Source organism: Allobosea sp. CCNWLY174 (assembly GCF_037120455.1).
Classification (GTDB): Bacteria; Pseudomonadota; Alphaproteobacteria; order Rhizobiales; family Beijerinckiaceae; genus Allobosea; species Allobosea lupini.
In genome coordinates this window covers 103,701-121,797 of sequence record NZ_JBBBBQ010000010.1, presented here as the reverse complement: position 1 = coordinate 121,797, position 18,097 = coordinate 103,701, and the positions used below count along the sequence as shown (strand labels likewise).

19 protein-coding genes are annotated in these 18,097 nt (G+C 68.5%); 14 read left to right on the top strand and 5 right to left on the bottom strand.

All coding sequences use genetic code 11. The annotated features are described in order from the left end of the window. The first annotated feature begins 27 nt into the window (after positions 1 to 27). From rsmI to gshB, 3 genes are all read left to right on the top strand, one after another. Positions 28 to 954 carry a 16S rRNA (cytidine(1402)-2'-O)-methyltransferase gene (rsmI, locus tag V7S63_RS23920; protein WP_336532060.1) on the top strand — a complete coding sequence of 309 codons (927 nt, stop codon included), beginning with the start codon at positions 28 to 30 and terminating at the stop codon, positions 952 to 954. Beyond that, the gene (locus V7S63_RS23915; protein WP_336532059.1) at positions 951 to 1,331 is read left to right on the top strand and encodes a YraN family protein; all 381 of its coding nucleotides are present in this window, start codon (positions 951 to 953) and stop codon (positions 1,329 to 1,331) included. Before rsmI ends, V7S63_RS23915 begins: the two co-directional genes overlap by 4 nt. Before the next feature lie 70 nt (positions 1,332 to 1,401). Next, positions 1,402 to 2,349 (top strand): glutathione synthase, encoded by a 948-nt coding sequence (gene gshB, locus V7S63_RS23910; protein WP_100963840.1) that lies wholly within the window; start codon positions 1,402 to 1,404, stop codon positions 2,347 to 2,349. A gap of 1 nt (position 2,350) precedes the next feature. Here the strand turns inward: gshB and V7S63_RS23905 are convergent, their stop codons facing one another. Further along, positions 2,351 to 3,136: a HesA/MoeB/ThiF family protein gene (locus V7S63_RS23905; protein ID WP_100963842.1), complete on the bottom strand. Its 786-nt coding sequence runs from the start codon at positions 3,134 to 3,136 to the stop codon at positions 2,351 to 2,353. A 128-nt stretch (positions 3,137 to 3,264) separates the two neighbouring features. Here V7S63_RS23905 and V7S63_RS23900 point away from each other — a divergent pair, with 128 nt between their 5' ends. The 10 genes from V7S63_RS23900 (at position 3,265) to V7S63_RS23855 (ending at position 13,102) form a co-directional block, all read left to right on the top strand. Continuing rightward, positions 3,265 to 4,035 carry an SDR family oxidoreductase gene (locus tag V7S63_RS23900; RefSeq protein ID WP_336532058.1) on the top strand — a complete coding sequence of 257 codons (771 nt, stop codon included), beginning with the start codon at positions 3,265 to 3,267 and terminating at the stop codon, positions 4,033 to 4,035. Positions 4,036 to 4,167: 132 nt separating this feature from the next. Further along, positions 4,168 to 5,169: a BMP family lipoprotein gene (locus V7S63_RS23895; RefSeq protein WP_336532057.1), complete on the top strand. Its 1,002-nt coding sequence runs from the start codon at positions 4,168 to 4,170 to the stop codon at positions 5,167 to 5,169. A gap of 13 nt (positions 5,170 to 5,182) precedes the next feature. Then, on the top strand, positions 5,183 to 6,715 hold the full coding sequence (locus V7S63_RS23890) for an ABC transporter ATP-binding protein (RefSeq protein ID WP_336532056.1): 1,533 nt from the start codon (positions 5,183 to 5,185) through the stop codon (positions 6,713 to 6,715). Then, positions 6,712 to 7,812, top strand: a complete 1,101-nt coding sequence (locus V7S63_RS23885; RefSeq protein ID WP_336532055.1) for an ABC transporter permease — start codon at positions 6,712 to 6,714, stop codon at positions 7,810 to 7,812. Before V7S63_RS23890 ends, V7S63_RS23885 begins: the two co-directional genes overlap by 4 nt. A gap of 4 nt (positions 7,813 to 7,816) precedes the next feature. Continuing rightward, positions 7,817 to 8,788 carry an ABC transporter permease gene (locus V7S63_RS23880; RefSeq protein ID WP_336532054.1) on the top strand — a complete coding sequence of 324 codons (972 nt, stop codon included), beginning with the start codon at positions 7,817 to 7,819 and terminating at the stop codon, positions 8,786 to 8,788. Next, positions 8,789 to 9,199, top strand: coding sequence for a cytidine deaminase (locus tag V7S63_RS23875; protein WP_336532053.1), 411 nt, complete (start codon positions 8,789 to 8,791; stop codon positions 9,197 to 9,199). Between the two features lie 61 nt (positions 9,200 to 9,260). Then, complete coding sequence (locus V7S63_RS23870) at positions 9,261 to 10,073, top strand: purine-nucleoside phosphorylase (protein ID WP_091835537.1); 813 nt, start codon at positions 9,261 to 9,263, stop codon at positions 10,071 to 10,073. Positions 10,074 to 10,075: 2 nt separating this feature from the next. Beyond that, positions 10,076 to 10,837 (top strand): deoxyribose-phosphate aldolase, encoded by a 762-nt coding sequence (gene deoC / locus V7S63_RS23865; protein ID WP_336532052.1) that lies wholly within the window; start codon positions 10,076 to 10,078, stop codon positions 10,835 to 10,837. Continuing rightward, complete coding sequence (gene deoA / locus V7S63_RS23860) at positions 10,837 to 12,144, top strand: thymidine phosphorylase (RefSeq protein ID WP_336532051.1); 1,308 nt, start codon at positions 10,837 to 10,839, stop codon at positions 12,142 to 12,144. The genes deoC and deoA overlap by 1 nt, the downstream gene beginning before the upstream one ends. A 13-nt stretch (positions 12,145 to 12,157) precedes the next feature. Continuing rightward, on the top strand, positions 12,158 to 13,102 hold the full coding sequence (locus tag V7S63_RS23855) for a 2-hydroxyacid dehydrogenase (protein WP_336532050.1): 945 nt from the start codon (positions 12,158 to 12,160) through the stop codon (positions 13,100 to 13,102). A gap of 106 nt (positions 13,103 to 13,208) precedes the next feature. On the opposite strand, the gene V7S63_RS23850 is transcribed toward V7S63_RS23855, so the two are convergent. From V7S63_RS23850 to V7S63_RS23840, 3 genes are all read right to left on the bottom strand, one after another. Further along, positions 13,209 to 14,066: a C40 family peptidase gene (locus V7S63_RS23850; protein ID WP_336532049.1), complete on the bottom strand. Its 858-nt coding sequence runs from the start codon at positions 14,064 to 14,066 to the stop codon at positions 13,209 to 13,211. A 39-nt stretch (positions 14,067 to 14,105) separates the two neighbouring features. Next, positions 14,106 to 14,459, bottom strand: a complete 354-nt coding sequence (locus V7S63_RS23845; RefSeq protein ID WP_091835552.1) for a MarR family winged helix-turn-helix transcriptional regulator — start codon at positions 14,457 to 14,459, stop codon at positions 14,106 to 14,108. A gap of 74 nt (positions 14,460 to 14,533) precedes the next feature. Further along, positions 14,534 to 15,919, bottom strand: a complete 1,386-nt coding sequence (locus V7S63_RS23840; RefSeq protein WP_442896511.1) for a leucyl aminopeptidase family protein — start codon at positions 15,917 to 15,919, stop codon at positions 14,534 to 14,536. Between the two features lie 141 nt (positions 15,920 to 16,060). Here V7S63_RS23840 and V7S63_RS23835 point away from each other — a divergent pair, with 141 nt between their 5' ends. Continuing rightward, complete coding sequence (locus V7S63_RS23835) at positions 16,061 to 16,900, top strand: tetratricopeptide repeat protein (protein ID WP_100963865.1); 840 nt, start codon at positions 16,061 to 16,063, stop codon at positions 16,898 to 16,900. A gap of 207 nt (positions 16,901 to 17,107) precedes the next feature. Here V7S63_RS23835 and V7S63_RS23830 read toward each other — a convergent pair whose 3' ends face one another. Then, on the bottom strand, positions 17,108 to 18,085 hold the full coding sequence (locus V7S63_RS23830) for a type II secretion system F family protein (RefSeq protein ID WP_336532048.1): 978 nt from the start codon (positions 18,083 to 18,085) through the stop codon (positions 17,108 to 17,110). Between the last annotated feature and the right edge of the window lie 12 nt (positions 18,086 to 18,097).

The window sequence follows — 18,097 nt, the reverse complement described above, 5'->3', positions numbered from 1 at the left end:
CCGGGCCGCTGTGGCAGTTTCGCCGCCATGTCCGGCCCCATATCCGCCCCGCCCGCCCCAGGTCGCGCCCCGAGCTATGCGGCCTTCGGGCTCCGGGCCGAGGCCGAGCCGCTCGTACCGGGCCTGCATATCGTCGCAACGCCGATCGGCAATCTCAAGGACATCTCGTTCCGGGCGCTGTCGACGCTGGCTGCCGCCGACGCGGTGCTGGCCGAGGACACAAGGACCTCTAAGACGCTGCTGGCGCATTACGGCATCGCGACGCCGCTGCTGCCCTATCACGAGCACAACGCCGCGCAGATGCGCCCGAAGATCCTCGACAAGCTGCGCCAGGGCGGCAAGCTGGCGCTGATCTCGGATGCCGGCACGCCTCTCGTCTCCGATCCCGGCTACAAGCTCGTCGCCGAAGTTGTGGCGGAGGGTTTGCCGGTCACCGGCATTCCCGGCCCCTCCGCCGTGCTGGCGGCTTTGGTGCTGGCGGGATTGCCGACCGATCGCTTCTTCTTCGAGGGCTTCCTGCCGCCGAAGAGCGCGGCACGAAAGGCACGCCTCACCGAGCTTGCCGCCATTCCCGGCACGCTCGTCTTCTTCGAATCGCCGCGCCGGCTCGCCGAGATGCTGGCCGACGCCGCTGCAGTGCTAGGCGCGCGCTCCGGCGCGGTCGCGCGCGAACTGACCAAATATTACGAGAACGTCCGCCGCGGCGCCCTTGCCGAGCTTGCCGCCCACTATGCCGAAGCCGAGGAGGCGCGCGGCGAGATCGTCGTGGTGATCGGCCCGCCCGACGCCTCCGCCGTGGCCACGGCCGCGCAGGGCGACACGCTCGACGAAGCCCTGCGCGTCGCGCTGGCGAAAGTCTCGCTGAAGGAGGCGGTGGCGCAGGTCGCCGCCGCCAGCGGCCAGCCGCGCCGCGTCGTCTATGCCCGCGCCCTCGAACTGACGCGCACGCCATGAGCGAGGCGCTGCGCAGCCGGCGTGCGCGCCGTTCCGGCCTGTCCGGCCGCCGCGGCGAATGGCTCGCCGTCGCCTTCCTCAGCCTCAAGGGCTACCGCCTGCTGCAGCACCGCTTCGGCGGCAAGGGCGGCGAGATCGACCTGATCATGGCGCGCGGGAACGACATCGTCTTCGTCGAGGTCAAGGCGCGCGCATCGCTCGACGACGCGGCGAGCGCGATCACGGCGGACAAGCGCCGGCTGATCGAAGCCCGCATCCGACAATGGCTGGCGCGCAATCCCTGGGCGATGCAACGTAAACTCAGGGCCGACGCGGTCTTCCTCGCGCCCTGGCGGCCGCCCCGCCATGTGCCCCGCGTGTTCGAGCTGGTGCTCTGACGCAAGGCTGAGCCACTTGCACGAGCGGGCTGTCGCAGCCGATATAACGGCCGCAACCGGAGCTTCCGCCATGCCGCTGAACGTCGCCATCCAGATGGACCCGATCGAGAAGGTCCGCATCGCCGGCGACACCGGCTTCGCGCTGATGCTGGAAGCGCAGGCGCGCGGGCACAGGCTCTTCACCTACACCCCCGACAAGCTCACCTTGCGCGATGGCAAGGTCACCGCCGTGATAAGCCCGGTCGAGGTGCGCGACGTCGAGGGCGACCATTACACCCTCGGCCAGCCCGAGCGGACCGATCTCTCGACGCTCGACGTGGTGCTGCTGCGCCAGGATCCGCCCTTCGACATGGCCTATGTCTCCTCGACGCATATGCTCGAGCGCATCCATCCGAAGACGCTGGTCGTCAACGACCCCACCGAGGTCCGCAATGCGCCGGAAAAACTCTTCGTCACGCATTTCCCCGAGCTGATGCCGCCGACGCTGATCACGCGCGACCGCGCCGAGATCGAAGCCTTCCGCGAGGAGTTCGGCGACATCGTGATGAAGCCGCTCTACGGCCATGGCGGCGCGACCGTGTTCAAGACCGGCAAGGGCGACCCGAATTTCGGCTCGCTCTACGACCTGTTCGCCAATCTCTTCCGCGAGCCCTGGGTGGTGCAGGCCTTCCTCAAGGAGGTCACGGAGGGCGACAAGCGCATCATCCTGATCGACGGCAAGGCGGCGGGCGCGGTCAACCGCGTGCCGGCGGCCGGCGACCTGCGCGCCAACATGGTGCGCGGCGGCGCGGCGAGGCCGACCGACCTGTCGAAGCGCGAGCTCGAGATCTGCGAGCGCATCGGCCCGGCGCTCAGGGAGCGGGGCCTGCTGCTGGTCGGCATCGACGTGATCGGCGGCAAGCTGACCGAGATCAACGTCACCGCGCCGACCGGGGTGCGCGCCATCAAGAAGCTCGGCGGTCCCGATCTGGCGGCCCAGCTCTTCGAGGTGATCGAGGCCAAGCGCGCGGCGAACTAGTTCAGGCGGCGACGCCAGACGTCCCGTTCAGCGGATTGTCCGGATCCCAGCCGTATTTCATCGTCTCAAAGCGCATCGCCATCGCATCGACGAGCAGGAGCTTGCCGACCAGCGGCTCGCCGAAGCCGGTGATCGCGCGGATCACTTCCAGCGCCATCAGCGAGCCCATCACGCCGGCGAGCGCACCGAGCACGCCGGCCTCGGCGCAGGGCGCGACCGTGCCGGGGGGCGGTTCGTCCGGGAACAGGCAGCGATAGGTCGGGTTGGGCTTCCCGTCTGGAGCCGTCTCATGCGCGCGGATCGTGGTGAGCGAGCCGTCGAAGCGGCCGAGCGCCGCCGTCACCAGCGGCTTCTTCTCGTGGAAGCAGGCGTCGGAGACGGCATAACGCGTCGCGAAATTGTCGGAGCCATCGGCGACCACGTCATAGAAGGCGACGAGGGCGCGCGCGTTGTGCGGGTCGATCCGCGTGACGTATTCCTCGATCTCGACCCGCGGGTTGAGCCGCGTGACGAAATTGGCCGCGGCGACCACCTTGCGTGCCCCGATATCCTCCGCGCCGAAGATGATCTGCCGCTGCAGATTCGAGAGCGAGACATGGTCGTCGTCGACGATGCCGATCGTGCCGACGCCGGCCGCCGCGAGATAGGGGATTAATGGTGCGCCCAGGCCGCCGGCGCCGATCACCAGAACGCGGGCGCGCTTGAGCTTCGCCTGGCCGGGGCCGCCGATTTCCGGCAGCACCAGATGGCGGGCATAGCGCTCGATCTCGGCTTCGTTCAGCGTCATGGCCGGCAAGCTAGGCCGATCCGTTCGCCTCAGCAATCGGGTGCGATGCGGTGACAGGAAGCGGGTGTCTGCACCGTCCACGCGCCTGCGATCACCCGCGCCTCATCGTCTGAACGAAGGAACGGGACATGACGGCACTGAAGGACAAGGTCGCGATCGTCACCGGCGCGAGCTCAGGGATCGGCCGGGCAGCGGCAAAACTCTTCGCAGCGGAGGGTGCCTGCCTCGTCGTTACCGCGCGGCGGCAGAGCGAGCTCGATGCGCTCGTCGGCGAGATCAAGGCGGACGGCGGCGAAGCGATCGCCGTCGCCGGCGACATCCGCGAGGAGGCACTGGCGCAGCTCTTGGTCGAGACCGCGACCCAGCGCTTCGGCGGGCTCGACATCGGCTTCAACAATGCCGGCATCATCGGCGAGCTCGGCCCGATCGGGCAGATGGCGAACCAGAACTGGCACGAGGTGATCGCGATCAACCTGACCAGCGCCTTCCTCGGCGCGAAGTATCAGGCGCCGGCGCTGGAGGCTCGCGGCGGCGGCTCGCTGATCTTCACCTCGAGCTTCGTCGGCCATACCGCCGGGCTTGCCGGCATGTCGGCCTATGCCGCCAGCAAGGCAGGTCAGATCGGTCTGGTGAAAGCGCTCGCAGCCGAGCTCGGCGGCAAGCGCATCCGCGTCAACGCCCTCCTGCCGGGCGGTACCGACACGCCGGCCGCGACGACCAATGCGCCGGGCGCCGGACCCGAAGTGCTGGCCTTCGTCGAGGGCATCCACGCCTTGAAGCGCATGGCGCAGCCGGAGGAGATCGCCCGCGCCGCGCTCTTCCTCGCTTCGGACGCATCGAGCTTCGTCACCGGCACGGCTTTCCTCGCCGATGGCGGCGTCTCGATCCAGCGCGGCTGAGCCGACTGTTCATATGTGACCGATATCGCCGAGCGGGCCTGCAAGCCCGCTTGGCCCCGTCCGCAAGCCGTGCCATCGTGACCCCAGGCAGGAATGGCGCAACCATTCCGCATGTGACAGGGGAACGGCTCGATGCGTTTGAAATCTCTCGCCCTCGCTCTGGCGGGCGTCGCCCTTTCGGCCATGGCGGCCGTCGCCCAGACGGCGATCAAGCCGGCGATCGTCTATGACAAGGGCGGCAAGTTCGACAAATCCTTCAACGAGGGCGTCTTCGTCGGGGCCGAGAAGTTCAAGGCCGAGACCGGCGTCGAGTTCCGCGATTTCGAGCCGACCAACGATGCGCAGATCGAGCAGGCGCTGCGTCGTTTCGCCCGCGACGGCCATTCGCCGATCATCGCCGTCGGCTTCTCGCAGGCGACCGCATTGCAGAAGGTCGCAGCCGAGTTCCCGAATCTGAAGTTCACCATCATCGACATGGTGGTCGAGCTGCCGAACGTGCAGTCTGTGGTGTTCAAGGAGCATGAGGCCTCCTATCTCGTCGGCCTCCTCGCCAGCCTGGCCTCGAAGACCAACAAGGTCGGCTTCGTCGGCGGCATGGACATCCCGCTGATCCGCAAATTCGCCTGCGGCTACGTCCAGGGCGTCAAGGCCGGCAAGAAGGACGCCGAGATCTTCCAGAACATGACCGGCTCGACCCCGGCCGCCTGGAACGACCCGGTCAAGGGCGGCGAGCTCGCCAAGTCGCAGATCGATCGCGGCGCCGACGTGATCTACCACGCCGCCGGCGGCACCGGCATCGGCGTGCTGCGCGCCGCGGCCGACGCCGGCAAGCTCGGCATCGGCGTCGATTCCAACCAGAACATGCTGCATCCCGGCAAGGTGCTGACCTCGATGCTGAAGCGCGTCGACGTCGCCGCCTACACCTCGTTCAAGGAGGCGCGCGACGGCACCTGGAAGCCCGGCGTCTCGGTGCTCGGGCTGAAGGAAGACGGCGTCGGCTGGGCCCTCGACGACACCAACAAGGCGCTGATCACGCCCGAGATGAAGGCCGCCGCCGACAAGGCGCGCGCCGACATCATCGCCGGCACCGTCAAGGTCCACGACTACATGTCGGATTCCAAGTGCACGATGTGAGCGCGGCGCGTCGGTGAACAACCCGCACCCTGCGATCGAGCTCAGCGGCATCAGCAAGGCGTTCGGCCCGGTCAAGGCCAACAAGGACGTTTCGCTGTCGGTCGCCGCCGGCTCGATCCACGGCATCGTCGGCGAGAACGGCGCCGGCAAGTCGACGCTGATGTCGATCCTCTACGGCTTCTACGAGGCCGATGCCGGCGAGATCCGGGTGCGCGGCGAGCCGCGTCGCATCCGCTCTTCTTCTGATGCGATCGCCGCCGGGATCGGCATGGTCCACCAGCATTTCATGCTGGTCGAGCCGCTCTCGGTCGTCGAGAACATCGTGCTCGGCGCCGAGGGCGGGGCGCTGCTCAAGCGCGGCATCGGCAAGGCGCGGGCCGAACTGGCGCGCCTCAGCCAGGAATACGGCCTGGCCATCAATCCCGACGCGATCGTCGGCGAGCTCTCGGTCGGTCTGCAGCAGCGCGTCGAGATCCTGAAGGCGCTCTATCGCGGGGCTGAGGTCCTCATTCTCGATGAGCCGACGGCGGTGCTGACCCCTGCCGAGGCCGACCAGCTCTTCGAACTGCTGCGGGCGCTGAAGGCGCAGGGCAAGACGGTGATCCTGATCACCCACAAGCTGCGCGAGATCATGGCGGTGACCGACCGCGTCTCGGTGATGCGGCGCGGCGAGATGGTCGCCCATGTCGAGACGGAACGGACTTCCCCGGCCGAGCTCGCCGAGGCGATGGTCGGCCGGCGCGTGCTGCTGCGCGTCGAGAAGACACCGCGAAAGCGCGGCGCGCCGGTGCTGGAAGCCGCTGGCCTCTCCGTGATCGACGAACGCGGCTGCGAGACGCTGCGCGATGCCAGCCTGACCCTGCACGAAGGCGAGATCGTCGGCATCGCCGGTGTCGCCGGCAACGGGCAAAGCGAATTGCTCGACGTGCTCGCCGGCTTGACCCAGCCGGCCCGCGGCGTGATCCGGCTCGGCGGCCAGATCCTCAACGCCGCCGACCGCAACCCGGCCAATCTGCGCAGGCTCGGCCTGATGCACATTCCCGAGGACCGCTTGCGCACCGGCCTCGTCACCGCCTTCGCCGCGGCCGAGAACGCGATCCTGGGCTATCATGACGACCCGGCCTTCGGGCGCGGGCCCTTCCTGTCGCCGACACTGATCGAGCAGCATGCCCGCGCCGGGATGCAGGATTATGATGTCCGCCCGGTCGATCCCGGTTTGAAGACCGCGAAGTTCTCCGGGGGCAACCAGCAGAAGATCGTGCTCGCCCGCGAGATCGAGCGGGCGCCGAAGGTGCTGCTGGTCGGCCAGCCGACGCGCGGCGTCGATATCGGCGCGATCGAGTTCATCCATCGCCGCCTGATCGCCCTGCGCGACGCTGGGGTCGCGATCCTGCTCGTCTCGGTCGAGCTGGAAGAGGTGATGGCGCTGTCCGACCGGATCCTGGCACTCTGCGGCGGCCAGATCACCGGCGAGCGCGAGGCGGTGGCGACCGACGAGCGCGATCTCGGACTGCTGATGGCCGGCGTCAGCGAGCGGGCGGCATGAGCGCCGCCCCGATCGATCTCCCGCGCTGGGCCGACACCGCGCTGGTGCCGCTGGTCTCGGTCGCGGCGGCGCTCGTCGTCGCCGGGCTCGTCGTCCTCTCGATCGGCGAAAGCCCGCTGGAAGCGACGGCGCTGCTGCTCAAAGGCTCGCTCGGCAGCCTCGAAGGCCTCGGCTTCACGCTCTACTACACCACCAATTTCATCTTCACCGGCCTTGCCGTCGCGGTCGCCTTCCACGCCGGGCTGTTCAATATCGGCGGCGAAGGCCAGGCCACCATCGCCGGCATCTTCGCCGCGCTCGCCTGCCTCTGGCTGGCGCCGCTGCCGGGCATCCTGCTGGTGCCGCTGGCCATTCTCGCGGCCGCGGCGGGCGGGGCGCTCTGGGCCTTCATCCCCGGCTATCTCCAGGCGACGCGCGGCAGCCATGTCGTGATCACCACGATCATGTTCAACTTCATCGCCGCGACGCTGATCGTCTATCTCCTCGTCGAGGTGATGGGGAAAACCGGTTCGATGCAGCCGGAAACTCCGGATTTCCCGAAGCAGGCGGTGCTGACGCCGATCCATGAGCTGCTCGGCGCCTTCGGGCTGAAACTGCCCTCGACGCCGCTCAACACTTCGTTCCTGCTGGCGCTGGCGTCGCTGGTCGCGGTCTGGGCGCTGATCTACCGCTCGCGGCTCGGCTATGCGATCCGCACCGTCGGCGCCAATCCCCGCGCCGCCGCCTATGCCGGCATCCCGCCGGCGCGGATCATCATGGTGGCGATGGCGATCTCGGGCGCGCTGGCGGGCGGTCTCGCCGTCAACGAAGCCATGGGCGTGCAGCACCGGCTCGTGCTCGATTTCACCGCGGGCTACGGCTTCGTCGGCATTGCGGTCGCGCTGATGGGGCGCGGCCATCCGGTCGGCGTCGGCCTCACGGCCCTGCTCTTCGGCGTGCTCTATCAGGGCGGAGCAGAGCTCTCCTTCGACAAGCCGACCATCACCCGCGACATGGTCGTGGTCATCGGCGGCATCGTCATCCTCTTCGCCGGCGCGCTCGACGGGCTGTTCCGGCGGCTCGTCGCCAGCGTGCTTGCTCTCGGGCGCGGGGGCTAAGGCGATGGAGATCGTGCAGACCATCGCCGTCATCCTCGATTCGACGATCCGCCTGTCGATCCCGCTGCTCTGCGCGGCGCTGGCCGGGCTCTGGTCGGAGCGTTCCGGCGTCGTCGACATCGGCCTCGAAGGCAAGATGCTGATCGCCGCCTTCGCCTCGGCGGTGGTCGCCTATCACGGCGGCTCGGCCTGGGCCGGCTTAGGGGCCGGCATGCTCGCCGCGATTGCGCTCTCGCTGGTGCATGGCTTTGCCGCAATCACCTGGCGCGGCAACCAGATCGTCTCCGGCGTCGCGATCAACATGCTGGCGGTCGGGCTCACCGCCATCCTCGGCAATGCCTGGTACGGCCAGGGCGGGCGCACGCCCAACCTCGAAGGGGCCGCCCGCTTTCCCGAACTCGATCTGCCTTTCGTCGGGGCGCTGAAGGATATCCCCGTCTTCGGACCGATCTACGACATCGCCATCTCCGGCCACGCGGCGCCGGTCTATCTCGCCGTGCTCGCCCTCGTGCTGACGGCGCTGACACTGAAGCACACCCGCTTCGGCCTGCGCCTGCGCGCCGTCGGCGAGAACCCGGCCGCAGTCGACACGGCCGGCGTCTCGGTCGCCGGTTTGCGCTATGCCGCGGTGATCATCTGCGGCGCGCTCTGCGGCCTCGGCGGCACCTATCTTGCCGTCTCGCAATCGGCCGGCTTCCTCCCGCAGATGACGGCCGGCAAGGGCTTCATCGCGCTGGCCGCCGTGATCTTCGCCAATTGGCGGCCTTGGCCGGCCCTGTTCGCCTGCCTGCTCTTCGGCTTGCTCGACGCTGTCGCGATCAGACTTCAAGGCGTCGTCCTACCCGGCATCGGGCAGGTGCCGGTGCAGGCGATTCAGGCCCTGCCCTATGTGATGACCGTGGTGCTGCTCGCCGGCTTCATCGGCAAGGCGACGCCGCCGAAGGCGTCCGGCCTGCCCTATGTCAAGGAACGCTGAGTGTCCGCCGAACCCGATCTCGACGCGCTCTTTGCCGCGGCGCTAGCAGCACAACAGAAGGCCTATGCGCCTTATTCCCGCTTCAAGGTCGGGGCCGCAATCCTCGCCGATGACGGCAAGGTCTATCCCGGCTGCAATGTCGAGAACGCCGCCTACCCGGTCGGCGCCTGCGCCGAAGCGGGAGCGATCTCGGCGATGATCGCGGGCGGGGCGCGGGCGATCCGCGCGATCGTCGTCATCGGCGATGGCGCCGAGCTGGTGACGCCCTGCGGCGCCTGCCGGCAGCGTATCCGCGAATTCGCCGCGCCGGAGACGCTGATCCTGATCGCCGGGCCGGACGGAATCCGCGCCCGATTTTCGCTGGCCGAGCTGTTGCCAGCCTCGTTCGGACCGGCCAATTTGCCGAAGTGATTTGCGGGCACCGTCCAGGTGACCCGACGAGCGCGGCCAACGCGCCGATGGAGCAGACAACATGGCAGCGGATGCGCTTTTCGACCAAGCGGCATCGGTATTGATCGATCGTGGCATCGATGGCGGCATCGACTGCGCCATCGTGCTCGGCACCGGGCTCGGCCGCATCATCGACGACATGGTCGAGCCGATCTCGATTCCGTTCGAGGAGATCCCCGGCTTCCCGAAGGGCGCGGTCTCCGGCCATGCCAAGCGGCTCAGCTATGGCGTGCTGCACGGCAAGCGGGTGCTGGTCTTCGAGGGCCGCGCGCATTTCTACGAAACCGGCGATCCCGCCATCATGCGCGTGCCGCTAGGCATGCTCGCCGCCTTCGGCTCGCCGCCGCTGGTGCTGACCAACGCCGCCGGCTCGCTGCGGCCCGATCTTCGGCCGGGCAGCCTCGCTTTGATCACCGACCACATCAACTATAATGGCCCCAACCCGCTGGTCGGCGATACCGGCGATGGCCGCTTCGTGCCGATGGTCGACGCCTATGACCCGCATCTGCGCGCCCGGCTGAAGAAGGCGGCGGCGGCCAGCGGCGCCAATATGGGCGAAGGCGTCTATATGTGGTTCTCCGGACCGAGCTTCGAGACGCCGGCCGAGATCAAGATGGCCAAGACGCTCGGCGCCGATCTCGTGGGGATGTCGACCGTACCGGAGGTGATCCTGGCGCGCCGCTATGGCCTGCGCGTCGCCGGCCTCTCGATCGTCACCAATATGGGCGCGGGCATTTTGGGCGGCGCGCCCAGCCATGGCGAGACGCGCGACGTCGCGGCGACCGCGACCACGGCGCTGCGGCGGGTGCTGCGCGCCTTCCTGAGCGAGCTCTGATCATGTCGGACGCCGACCTCGCCTTGCGCGCGCTACGCCTGCTCGATCTGACGGATCTGTCCGATCAGGCGAACGAGACCGGCACGCTGCAGCTCTGTGCACGGGCGGTCGCAGCGCCCGGCCCGGTCGCGGCGATCTGCATCTGGCCGCAATTCCTCAAGCTGGCGCGCCAGACGCTGAAAGCCTCGCCGGTCAGGATCGCAACCGTGATCAACTTTCCGGCCGGCAACAGCAATTGCAGCCTGATCGGCAGCGACATCACCGAGGCGATCGCGGATGGCGCCGACGAGATCGACCTGGTGCTGCCCTGGCGCGCCTTCCTCGCCGGCGATGCCGAGATCGCCCGCGAGATGGTCGCCGAGGCGCGCGGCAGCTGCGGCGACAAGACGCTCAAGGTCATCCTCGAAACCGGCGAGTATCCCGATCAGCTCGCGGTTCGCGCCGCTTCCGAGCGTGCGATCGCAGCGGGCGCCAATTTCATCAAGACCTCGACCGGCAAGACCAAGACCTCCGCCACGCCGGCGGCCGCCCGCACCATGTTGGAGGCAATCAAGGCCTCGGGCAAACCAGTCGGCCTCAAGCCATCAGGCGGGCTGCGCACGCTGGCCGACGCAAACACCTATCTCGATCTCGCCGACGAGATCATGGGCCCTGACTGGGCGACGGCGAAGACCTTCCGCTTCGGCGCCAGCGGGCTCTATGGCGTGCTCGTCGACATCATCGCCGGCACGGCCCCGGCCGAACGGACCGACGGAGCCTATTGATGCGCCTGCCGCAGGAAATCATCGCCGCCAAGCGCGATGGCGAGCGCCTGAGCGTAAACGACATCCGCCAGATGATCGCCGGGCTGACCGACGGCGCGGTCAGCGAGGGCCAGGCCGCCGCCTTCGCCATGGCGATCTTCTTTCGCGACATGGACGCCGAGGAGCGCGTCGCGCTGACCCTGGCCATGCGCGATTCCGGCACGGTACTGGACTGGCGCGACCTGCCGGGCCCGGCGCTCGACAAGCACTCGACCGGCGGTGTCGGCGACACGGTCTCGCTGCCGCTCGCCGCGGCAGTGGCGGCCTGCGGCGGCTATGTCCCGATGATCTCCGGCCGCGGCCTCGGCCATACCGGCGGCACGCTCGACAAGCTCGACGCGGTGCCGGGCTATGTCACCCAGCCGGGCATCGACCTCTTCCGCCATGTCGTGCGCGAGGCCGGCTGCGCCATCATCGGCCAGACCGCCGATCTCGCCCCGGCCGACAAGCGGCTCTATGCGATCCGCGACGTGACCGGCACGGTCGAATCGATCCCGCTGATCACCGCTTCGATCCTGTCGAAGAAGCTGGCCGCCGGGCTCTCCGGCCTCGCCATGGACGTGAAGTTCGGCTCCGGCGCCTTCATGCGCGATTTCGAAAAGGCGCAAGCGCTGGCGCAGAGCCTCAGCGATGTCGGCAATGGCGCCGGCCTGCCGACGCGGGCGCTGCTCACCGATATGAGCGAGCCGCTGGCCTCAGCCGCCGGCAATGCGCTCGAGGTCGCCTATGCGCTCGATCATCTGACCGGACGGCGGCGCGAGCCGCGCTTCCATGAGGTCACCGTGGCGCTCTCCGCCGAGATGCTGCTGCTCGGCCGGCTGGCGGCGACGCGCGAAGAAGCGATCGCCAAAATCGAGGACGCCTTCGCCAGCGGCGCGGCGGCGGAGCGCTTCATCCACATGATCGCGGCGCTCGGCGGCCCGGCCGACCTGCTGGAGCATCCCGAGCGACATTTTCCGCGGGCGCCGATCGTCCGCCCGGTCTTCTCCGATCGTCCCGGCCTGGTCGAGGCGATCGACACGCGCGGCGTCGGCCTCGCCGTGGTCGCACTCGGCGGCGGACGTACCCGGCCGCAGGACGAGATCGACCATGCCGTCGGGATCACCGAGCTCGCCGGGCTCGGCGACCGGGTCGGGCCGGACAGGCCGCTCGGTATCATCCATGCCCGCAGCGAGGCCGGCTTCGACGCCGCCCGCATCCGCCTGAAGAGCGCCTATCGCCGCGGCGAGGCCGCTGTTACGCGTGGGCCGCTGATCATCCCTGCCTAGGAGAGTCCTTTCCATGAGCCTGCTTCTGGCGATCACCGGCTGGCATGTCGAGAGCTGGCGCGAGCGCTTTTCGGCGCTGCTGCCGGACCTGCCGATCGTCACGCTCGGCGAGCCCTTCGACCGGCGCGCCGTGCATTATGTCGCGAGTTGGAAGCATCCCGAGGGCAGCCTTGCCGGCCTGCCCAATCTCGCAGCGATCTTCTCGCTCGGCGCCGGCGTCGACCACCTTTTCACCGACGGCCGCCTGCCGCAGGCGCCGATCGCTCGCGTGATCGATCCCGACCTGACGACGCGGATGAGCGAATATGTCGTCATGCACTGCCTGATGCAGCTGCGCCAGCAGCGCCGCTACGAGCGCCAGCAGCGCGAGAAGTCCTGGGACGACGACCGCCACCAGCCGGCGGCGCGCGAGGTCCGCGTCGGCGTCATGGGGCTGGGCGAGCTCGGCCAGGACGCGGCGCGCAAGCTGCAGGTGATCGGCTTCGACGTCGCCGGCTGGAGCCGCTCGCCGAAGGTGATCGAGGGGCTCGCCACCTTCTCCGGCGAGGACGGCCTGGCGGCCTTTCTCGCCCGCACCGACATCCTGGTCGTGCTGCTGCCGCATACGCCGGAGACGGAAGGCATCCTGAACCGCCCGCTGCTCGCCAGGCTGGCGCGCGACGGCCGGCTCGGCGGGCCGGTACTGATCAATGCCGGCCGTGGGAAACTGCAGGTCGAGTTGGACATCCTCGCCGCGCTCGACGCCGGCGAGCTCCGGGAAGCCGTGCTCGACGTGTTCGAGACCGAGCCATTGCCGCAGGATTCGCGGCTCTGGACCCATCCGGCCGTGACGGTGACGCCGCACAACTCCGCCATGTCGGCGCCCGAGGCGGTCGCCGACCAGATCGCGGCGCAGATCAGGCGTCTGGAGGCCGGCGGCGAGCTGCAGAACGTCGTCGACCCCAGCCGGGGTTATTGAGGCACGCCGTCAGCTCGTCATGCTCGCCCTTGTGGCGAGCATCCACGTCGTGAACACCATCTTCGACCGGCGAAGACGTGGATGGTCGGGACAGCAGCGGCGCAATTTAACCCAATCGCCGGATCGCGGTGATCTGCCCGCCATTGCGGGCGAGGATGCGATCGCGCGCCGGACGCAAGGGCTCGCTGATCACGCTCATCGTATAGGCGGTGGCGTGCAGCAGCGTATCTGGATCGGTCATGATGCCGACATGGCCCTTCCAGAAGACGAGGTCGCCGCGGCGAAGGCCCTCCAGGCCGTCGTCAAAGGCGACGGCTTCGCCGAGCCCGCGCTCCTGCATGTCGGAGTCGCGCGGCGCCGCCACCCCGGCAGCCGCCAGCGAGAGCTGGACCAGCGCCGAGCAGTCGAGGCCGAGGCTGGTCTTGCCGCCCCAGAAATAGGGCACGTTGAGGAAGCGCTCGGCGACGGCGACGAAATCCGGCTCGTGCTGCTCGCGGGGGCACAGATGCTGCTTGAAGATATGGCCGCCATGGCCGGTGGTGAAGAAGTCGCCGCTCTCGCCGGTCACCGCCACCCCTGCATCGAGCGACAGCGCCTCCAGCGGCGGCAGTTTGATCGAAGGGCCGGGGTAGACGAAGGTCCGGAGCGCGCTGACGCGATGCGTCGGCACCGGCGCGTCGCCGGCGAGGCAATCCTCGGGCAGGTAGCCGACATAGGAATCGCCGACGAGCTGGCCCCAGGCCCAGCCCTCATGCTGTTCGTAGACCCTGACCGCCTCTCCCGCGAGCGCCTCGGTGTCGAGCGGCGCATCCGGCCGGGGCTCGCGCCGCAGCGGCACTGAGGGCGTCACTACCCGCATCGGCATCGGATCGACGAAGGCCAGGGCCTCGACCTGGCCATCGAGATGGCGGGCGGCGAGATCCGGGCGGGCGGGGGTGAGGCGGCGGTCGAGAATCGGGCTCATGCCGGCACTGTAATCCTGTCCGTTTAACGCGCGAAGCGTTCAGGCTGGCCCCAATTCGCGCGCTCGCGCCGTGACGAGATCGGCGAGGTGCTCGACCGCCAGCGCGCCGGCGACGGTCCGCTGAATGACCACGTTGCGCTTGTCGAGCTCGTCGCGCTTGCGGCTGACGAGGCCGAGCTTGCCCATGCTGTCGAGGGCGCGGGTGATCACCGGCTTGGTGACGCCGAGCCTCGCCGCGAGGCCGCGCACGGTGTGCGGCGGCAATTCGAGATAGATGGTCAGAAGGATCGCGGTCTGGCGCACCGAGAGATCGGCTTGCGTGTCGCGCACCAGATCGAGATGCACCTCGCGCCAGAGCCTGAGCGCCTGCGTCGGCTTGATCTCCAGCACCATCGCGTCCCCGATCGTTACGGGTCCGTATCATTATCGCAGCGTGATCGTCGCGCAAGCAGAGCCACGCAGCAGGCTTAACGCACGCCGTAGAGCTGCTTCGCCAGCGCGTAGGTCAGCCGTGCCGTCTGGCATTCGCCGCCTTCGGGCCGGCCGGGCCTGGTCGAGGGGTTCCAGCCGTAAATGTCGAAATGGGCATAGGAGCGGCTCTTCTCGACGAAGCGGTTGAGGAAGAGCGCCGCCGTCACCGAGCCGGCAAAGGCGCCGCCGGAGACGTTGTTCATATCGGCGATCTTGGAATCGAGCATGCCGTCATAGGGCGGCCAGAGCGGCATGCGCCAGACCGGATCGTTCACCGCCGCGCCGAGGCGGGCGATCTCGGCGGCAAGTCCGTCGTCATGGGTATAGAACGGCGGCAGATCGGGCCCGAGTGCGACCCGGGCCGCACCGGTCAAGGTGGCATAGTCGAGCAGCAGCTCGGGCGCCTCCTCGTCGGCGAGCGCCAGCGCGTCGGCGAGGATGAGCCGCCCCTCGGCGTCGGTGTTGCCGATCTCGACGGTCAGCCCCTTGCGGCTCCGCAGCACGTCGCCGGGCCGGAAGGACGAACCGGAGACGGCATTCTCGACCGCCGGCACCAGCAGGCGCAGGCGCACCTTGAGCTTCGCCCGCATGATCATGCCGGCCGCCGCGATCGCCGCCGCCGCGCCGCCCATGTCCTTCTTCATCAGCAGCATGCCGGCGTCGGTCTTCAGGTTGAGGCCGCCGGTGTCGAAGGCGACGCCCTTGCCGATGAGGGTAACCTTCGGATCGCCCTCCTGGCCCCAGCATAGCTCGACCAGCCGCGGCGCCCGCGGCGAAGCCCGTCCGACCGCGTGGATCATCGGGAAATTGGCCGCGAGCAAATCGTCGCCGACGATGCTGTCGACCTCGGCACCATGGCTCTCGCCGAGCGAGCGCACCGCTGCCTCGATCTCGGCCGGGCCGAGATCGGCAGCCGAGGTGTTGACGAGATCGCGCGCCAGCGCGCTCGCCTGCGCGAGATTGCTCAACTCCTCGCCGTCGACGCCGTCGGGCAGGACGAGCCGCGCCGCGGCGGCCTTGGGCTTGCGATAGCGCTCGAAACGGTAGGTGGTCAGCAGCCAGCCGAGCGCGGCGAGGCCGGGATCGCCGATATCGCCGACCAAGGCATAGTCTCCCGGCGGCAGGATGGCGGCGAGGCGGCCGGGCGCAAAGGGGTCGCGCCGGCGCGGACCTGATGGATCGACGCCGAGCAGCACCACAGCGAGCGCGCCGGCGGCATCCGGCAGCACGACATGCTGGCCGGGCCGCGCCTCGAAGCCTTGCGCCTGCGCGAAGCTGCGTGGCAGCGGCGCGAACCCGTCCCGCAAAGCCGGCCAATCGGTCCTGGCGACGCAATGGACTGGAATGGCGGATGTTCCGGCAGGCAGCAGCAACGGATGCACGGTCGACGAACCTCGAATGACGCAATCTCGAGCGCCAGCATGCAAGGCGGGCGCCGATCCGCATGATTAACAGTTCGTTAGGGTTAACGTTTTATCACCAGGAGCAACAGCTTTCCCGTATCGGCGAGGCATCCCAGGCCTATGTCCATCCGCATTCGCGCCCTCCGTTTCGGCCATCTCGCCGCGGCTTCAGCTCTCTGCCTCGCGCTCGGCGCCTGCCAGATGCGCGGCGGCCCCGGTGACGTCACCGGCTCGATCGGCACCCGGCAGACGCAGCCCCGCACGGAAGCGCAATGGCGCAGCGAAGAGGCCGATTGGGGCAAGCGCTACGATGCGAACCAGAAGGACCGCAACGCCGCCTTCTTCTATGCCCGCGCGCTGCGGGCGCTCGACAAGAACGCCCAGGCGCTCGCCATCCTGGAAGGCGCCGTGATCATCCATCCCGACGATCAGGAGTTGCTCGGCGCCTATGGCCGCTCGCTCGCCGACAATGGCCGCCTGAAGCAGGCGGACGACGTGCTCGGCCGCGCCCATTCGCCGGAGAAGCCGGATTGGCGCATCCTGTCGGCACAAGGCACCGTCGCCGACCAGCTCGGCGAGCACGATCGCGCGCAGCAGCTCTACGCGGCGGCATTGAAGCTCGTGCCGAACGAGCCGACGGTGATGTCCAATCTCGGCCTGTCGCTCGCCTTGTCGAAGCGCCTGCCCGACGCCGAGCGCATCTTGCGTGAGGCGGCGACGGTGCCGGGCGCCGACGGCAGGGTGCGCCAGAACCTCGTCCTGGTGCTCGGCCTGCAAGGGCGCTTCCAGGAGGCCGAGCAGCTCGCCCGCCAGGACATGAGCCCGGCAGAAGCCTCCGCGACCATCGCCTATCTGCGCCGCTCGGTGAGCCAGCCCAATAGCTGGGAGATGCTGCGCGGCAAGGCCAAGCCGGCCGCCCGCACGGCCGCTCCCGAAAAAGCGCCCCAGCCGACCGGCTGATCGCCGGTCCTTCTTTGGTTCTAAGATTGGCTTGCGATTGCGTGAGATTGCGTTGTCGCGATCGGTAGCGCGGCCATTTGCGGGCAGGCCTCACCCTTCTACAGCATGTGATATACCATCGTGACCGCATCCGTTTGGATGCGCGATGATCTCGGGCTCGTCTTGCAGGATTGAGGCCTCAGGTTCGATCGCGGCGAGATCCGACTGTCAGAAGGCCCTGAGGGCCTTCAGCACCGCCGGGGTCATGATCACCACGAAGAGCACCGGCAGGAAGAACACGATCATCGGCACGGTCAGCTTCGGCGGCAGGGCCGCCGCCTTCTTCTCGGCCTCGTTCATCCGCTGATCGCGGCTCTCCTGCGCCAGCGTGCGCAAGGCGGTGCCAAGCGGCGTGCCGTAGCGCTCGGCCTGAATCAGCGCGGTGCAGACCGACTTCACCGATTCCAGACCTGTGCGCAGCGCGAGGTTCTCATAGGCCTGCCGACGTTCGGAGAGATAGGAGAGCTCGGCCGTGCAGAGCGCGAACTCCTCGGCCAGCGCCACCGATTGGCTGCCGATCTCGGTCGAGACCTTGCGGAAGGCGAGCTCGATCGACATGCCCGATTCCACGCAGATCAGCATCAGGTCGAGCGCATCCGGAAAGGCTAGCCGCATCGACAACTGGCGCTTGGCCATCGTGTTGGACAGGTAGATTTCAGGTGCCTTGATGCCGACATAGGCGGCGCCGATCACGATCCCCGCCCGCACGATGACGGTCTGGCCGAGATCGTTGAGCACGAACAGATAGAACAGCGCGAACAGGAAGAGGCCGATCGGGGTGACCAGCCTGAAAAAGAGGAAGCCGACCTCGGCCTGCTGACCGCGGAAGCCGGCCATGACGAGCTGCCGCTTGGCGGTCTCGGTCCCCAGCCAATCGCCGAGTTTGAAGCGCTCGACGATATTTCGCATGAACGCCTTCGGCTCCTGGCGGAGCGAGACCTTATCCACCTGGCGCGCCAGCCGGTCGCGCTCCCGCGCGCGGATCTTGTCGCGTTCGGAGGCGACGGATTTCATGCGCTTGCCGAGGACGTTGCCTTCGACCAAGGGGGCTGCCACGGTCATGATCGTGACGGCCACGGCCACTCCGCCGATCAGGGCGAACAGGACCCTCTGGTCCGTGATATTCTCGATCAGGAGCGCGAGCATGGCAAAGGCTCC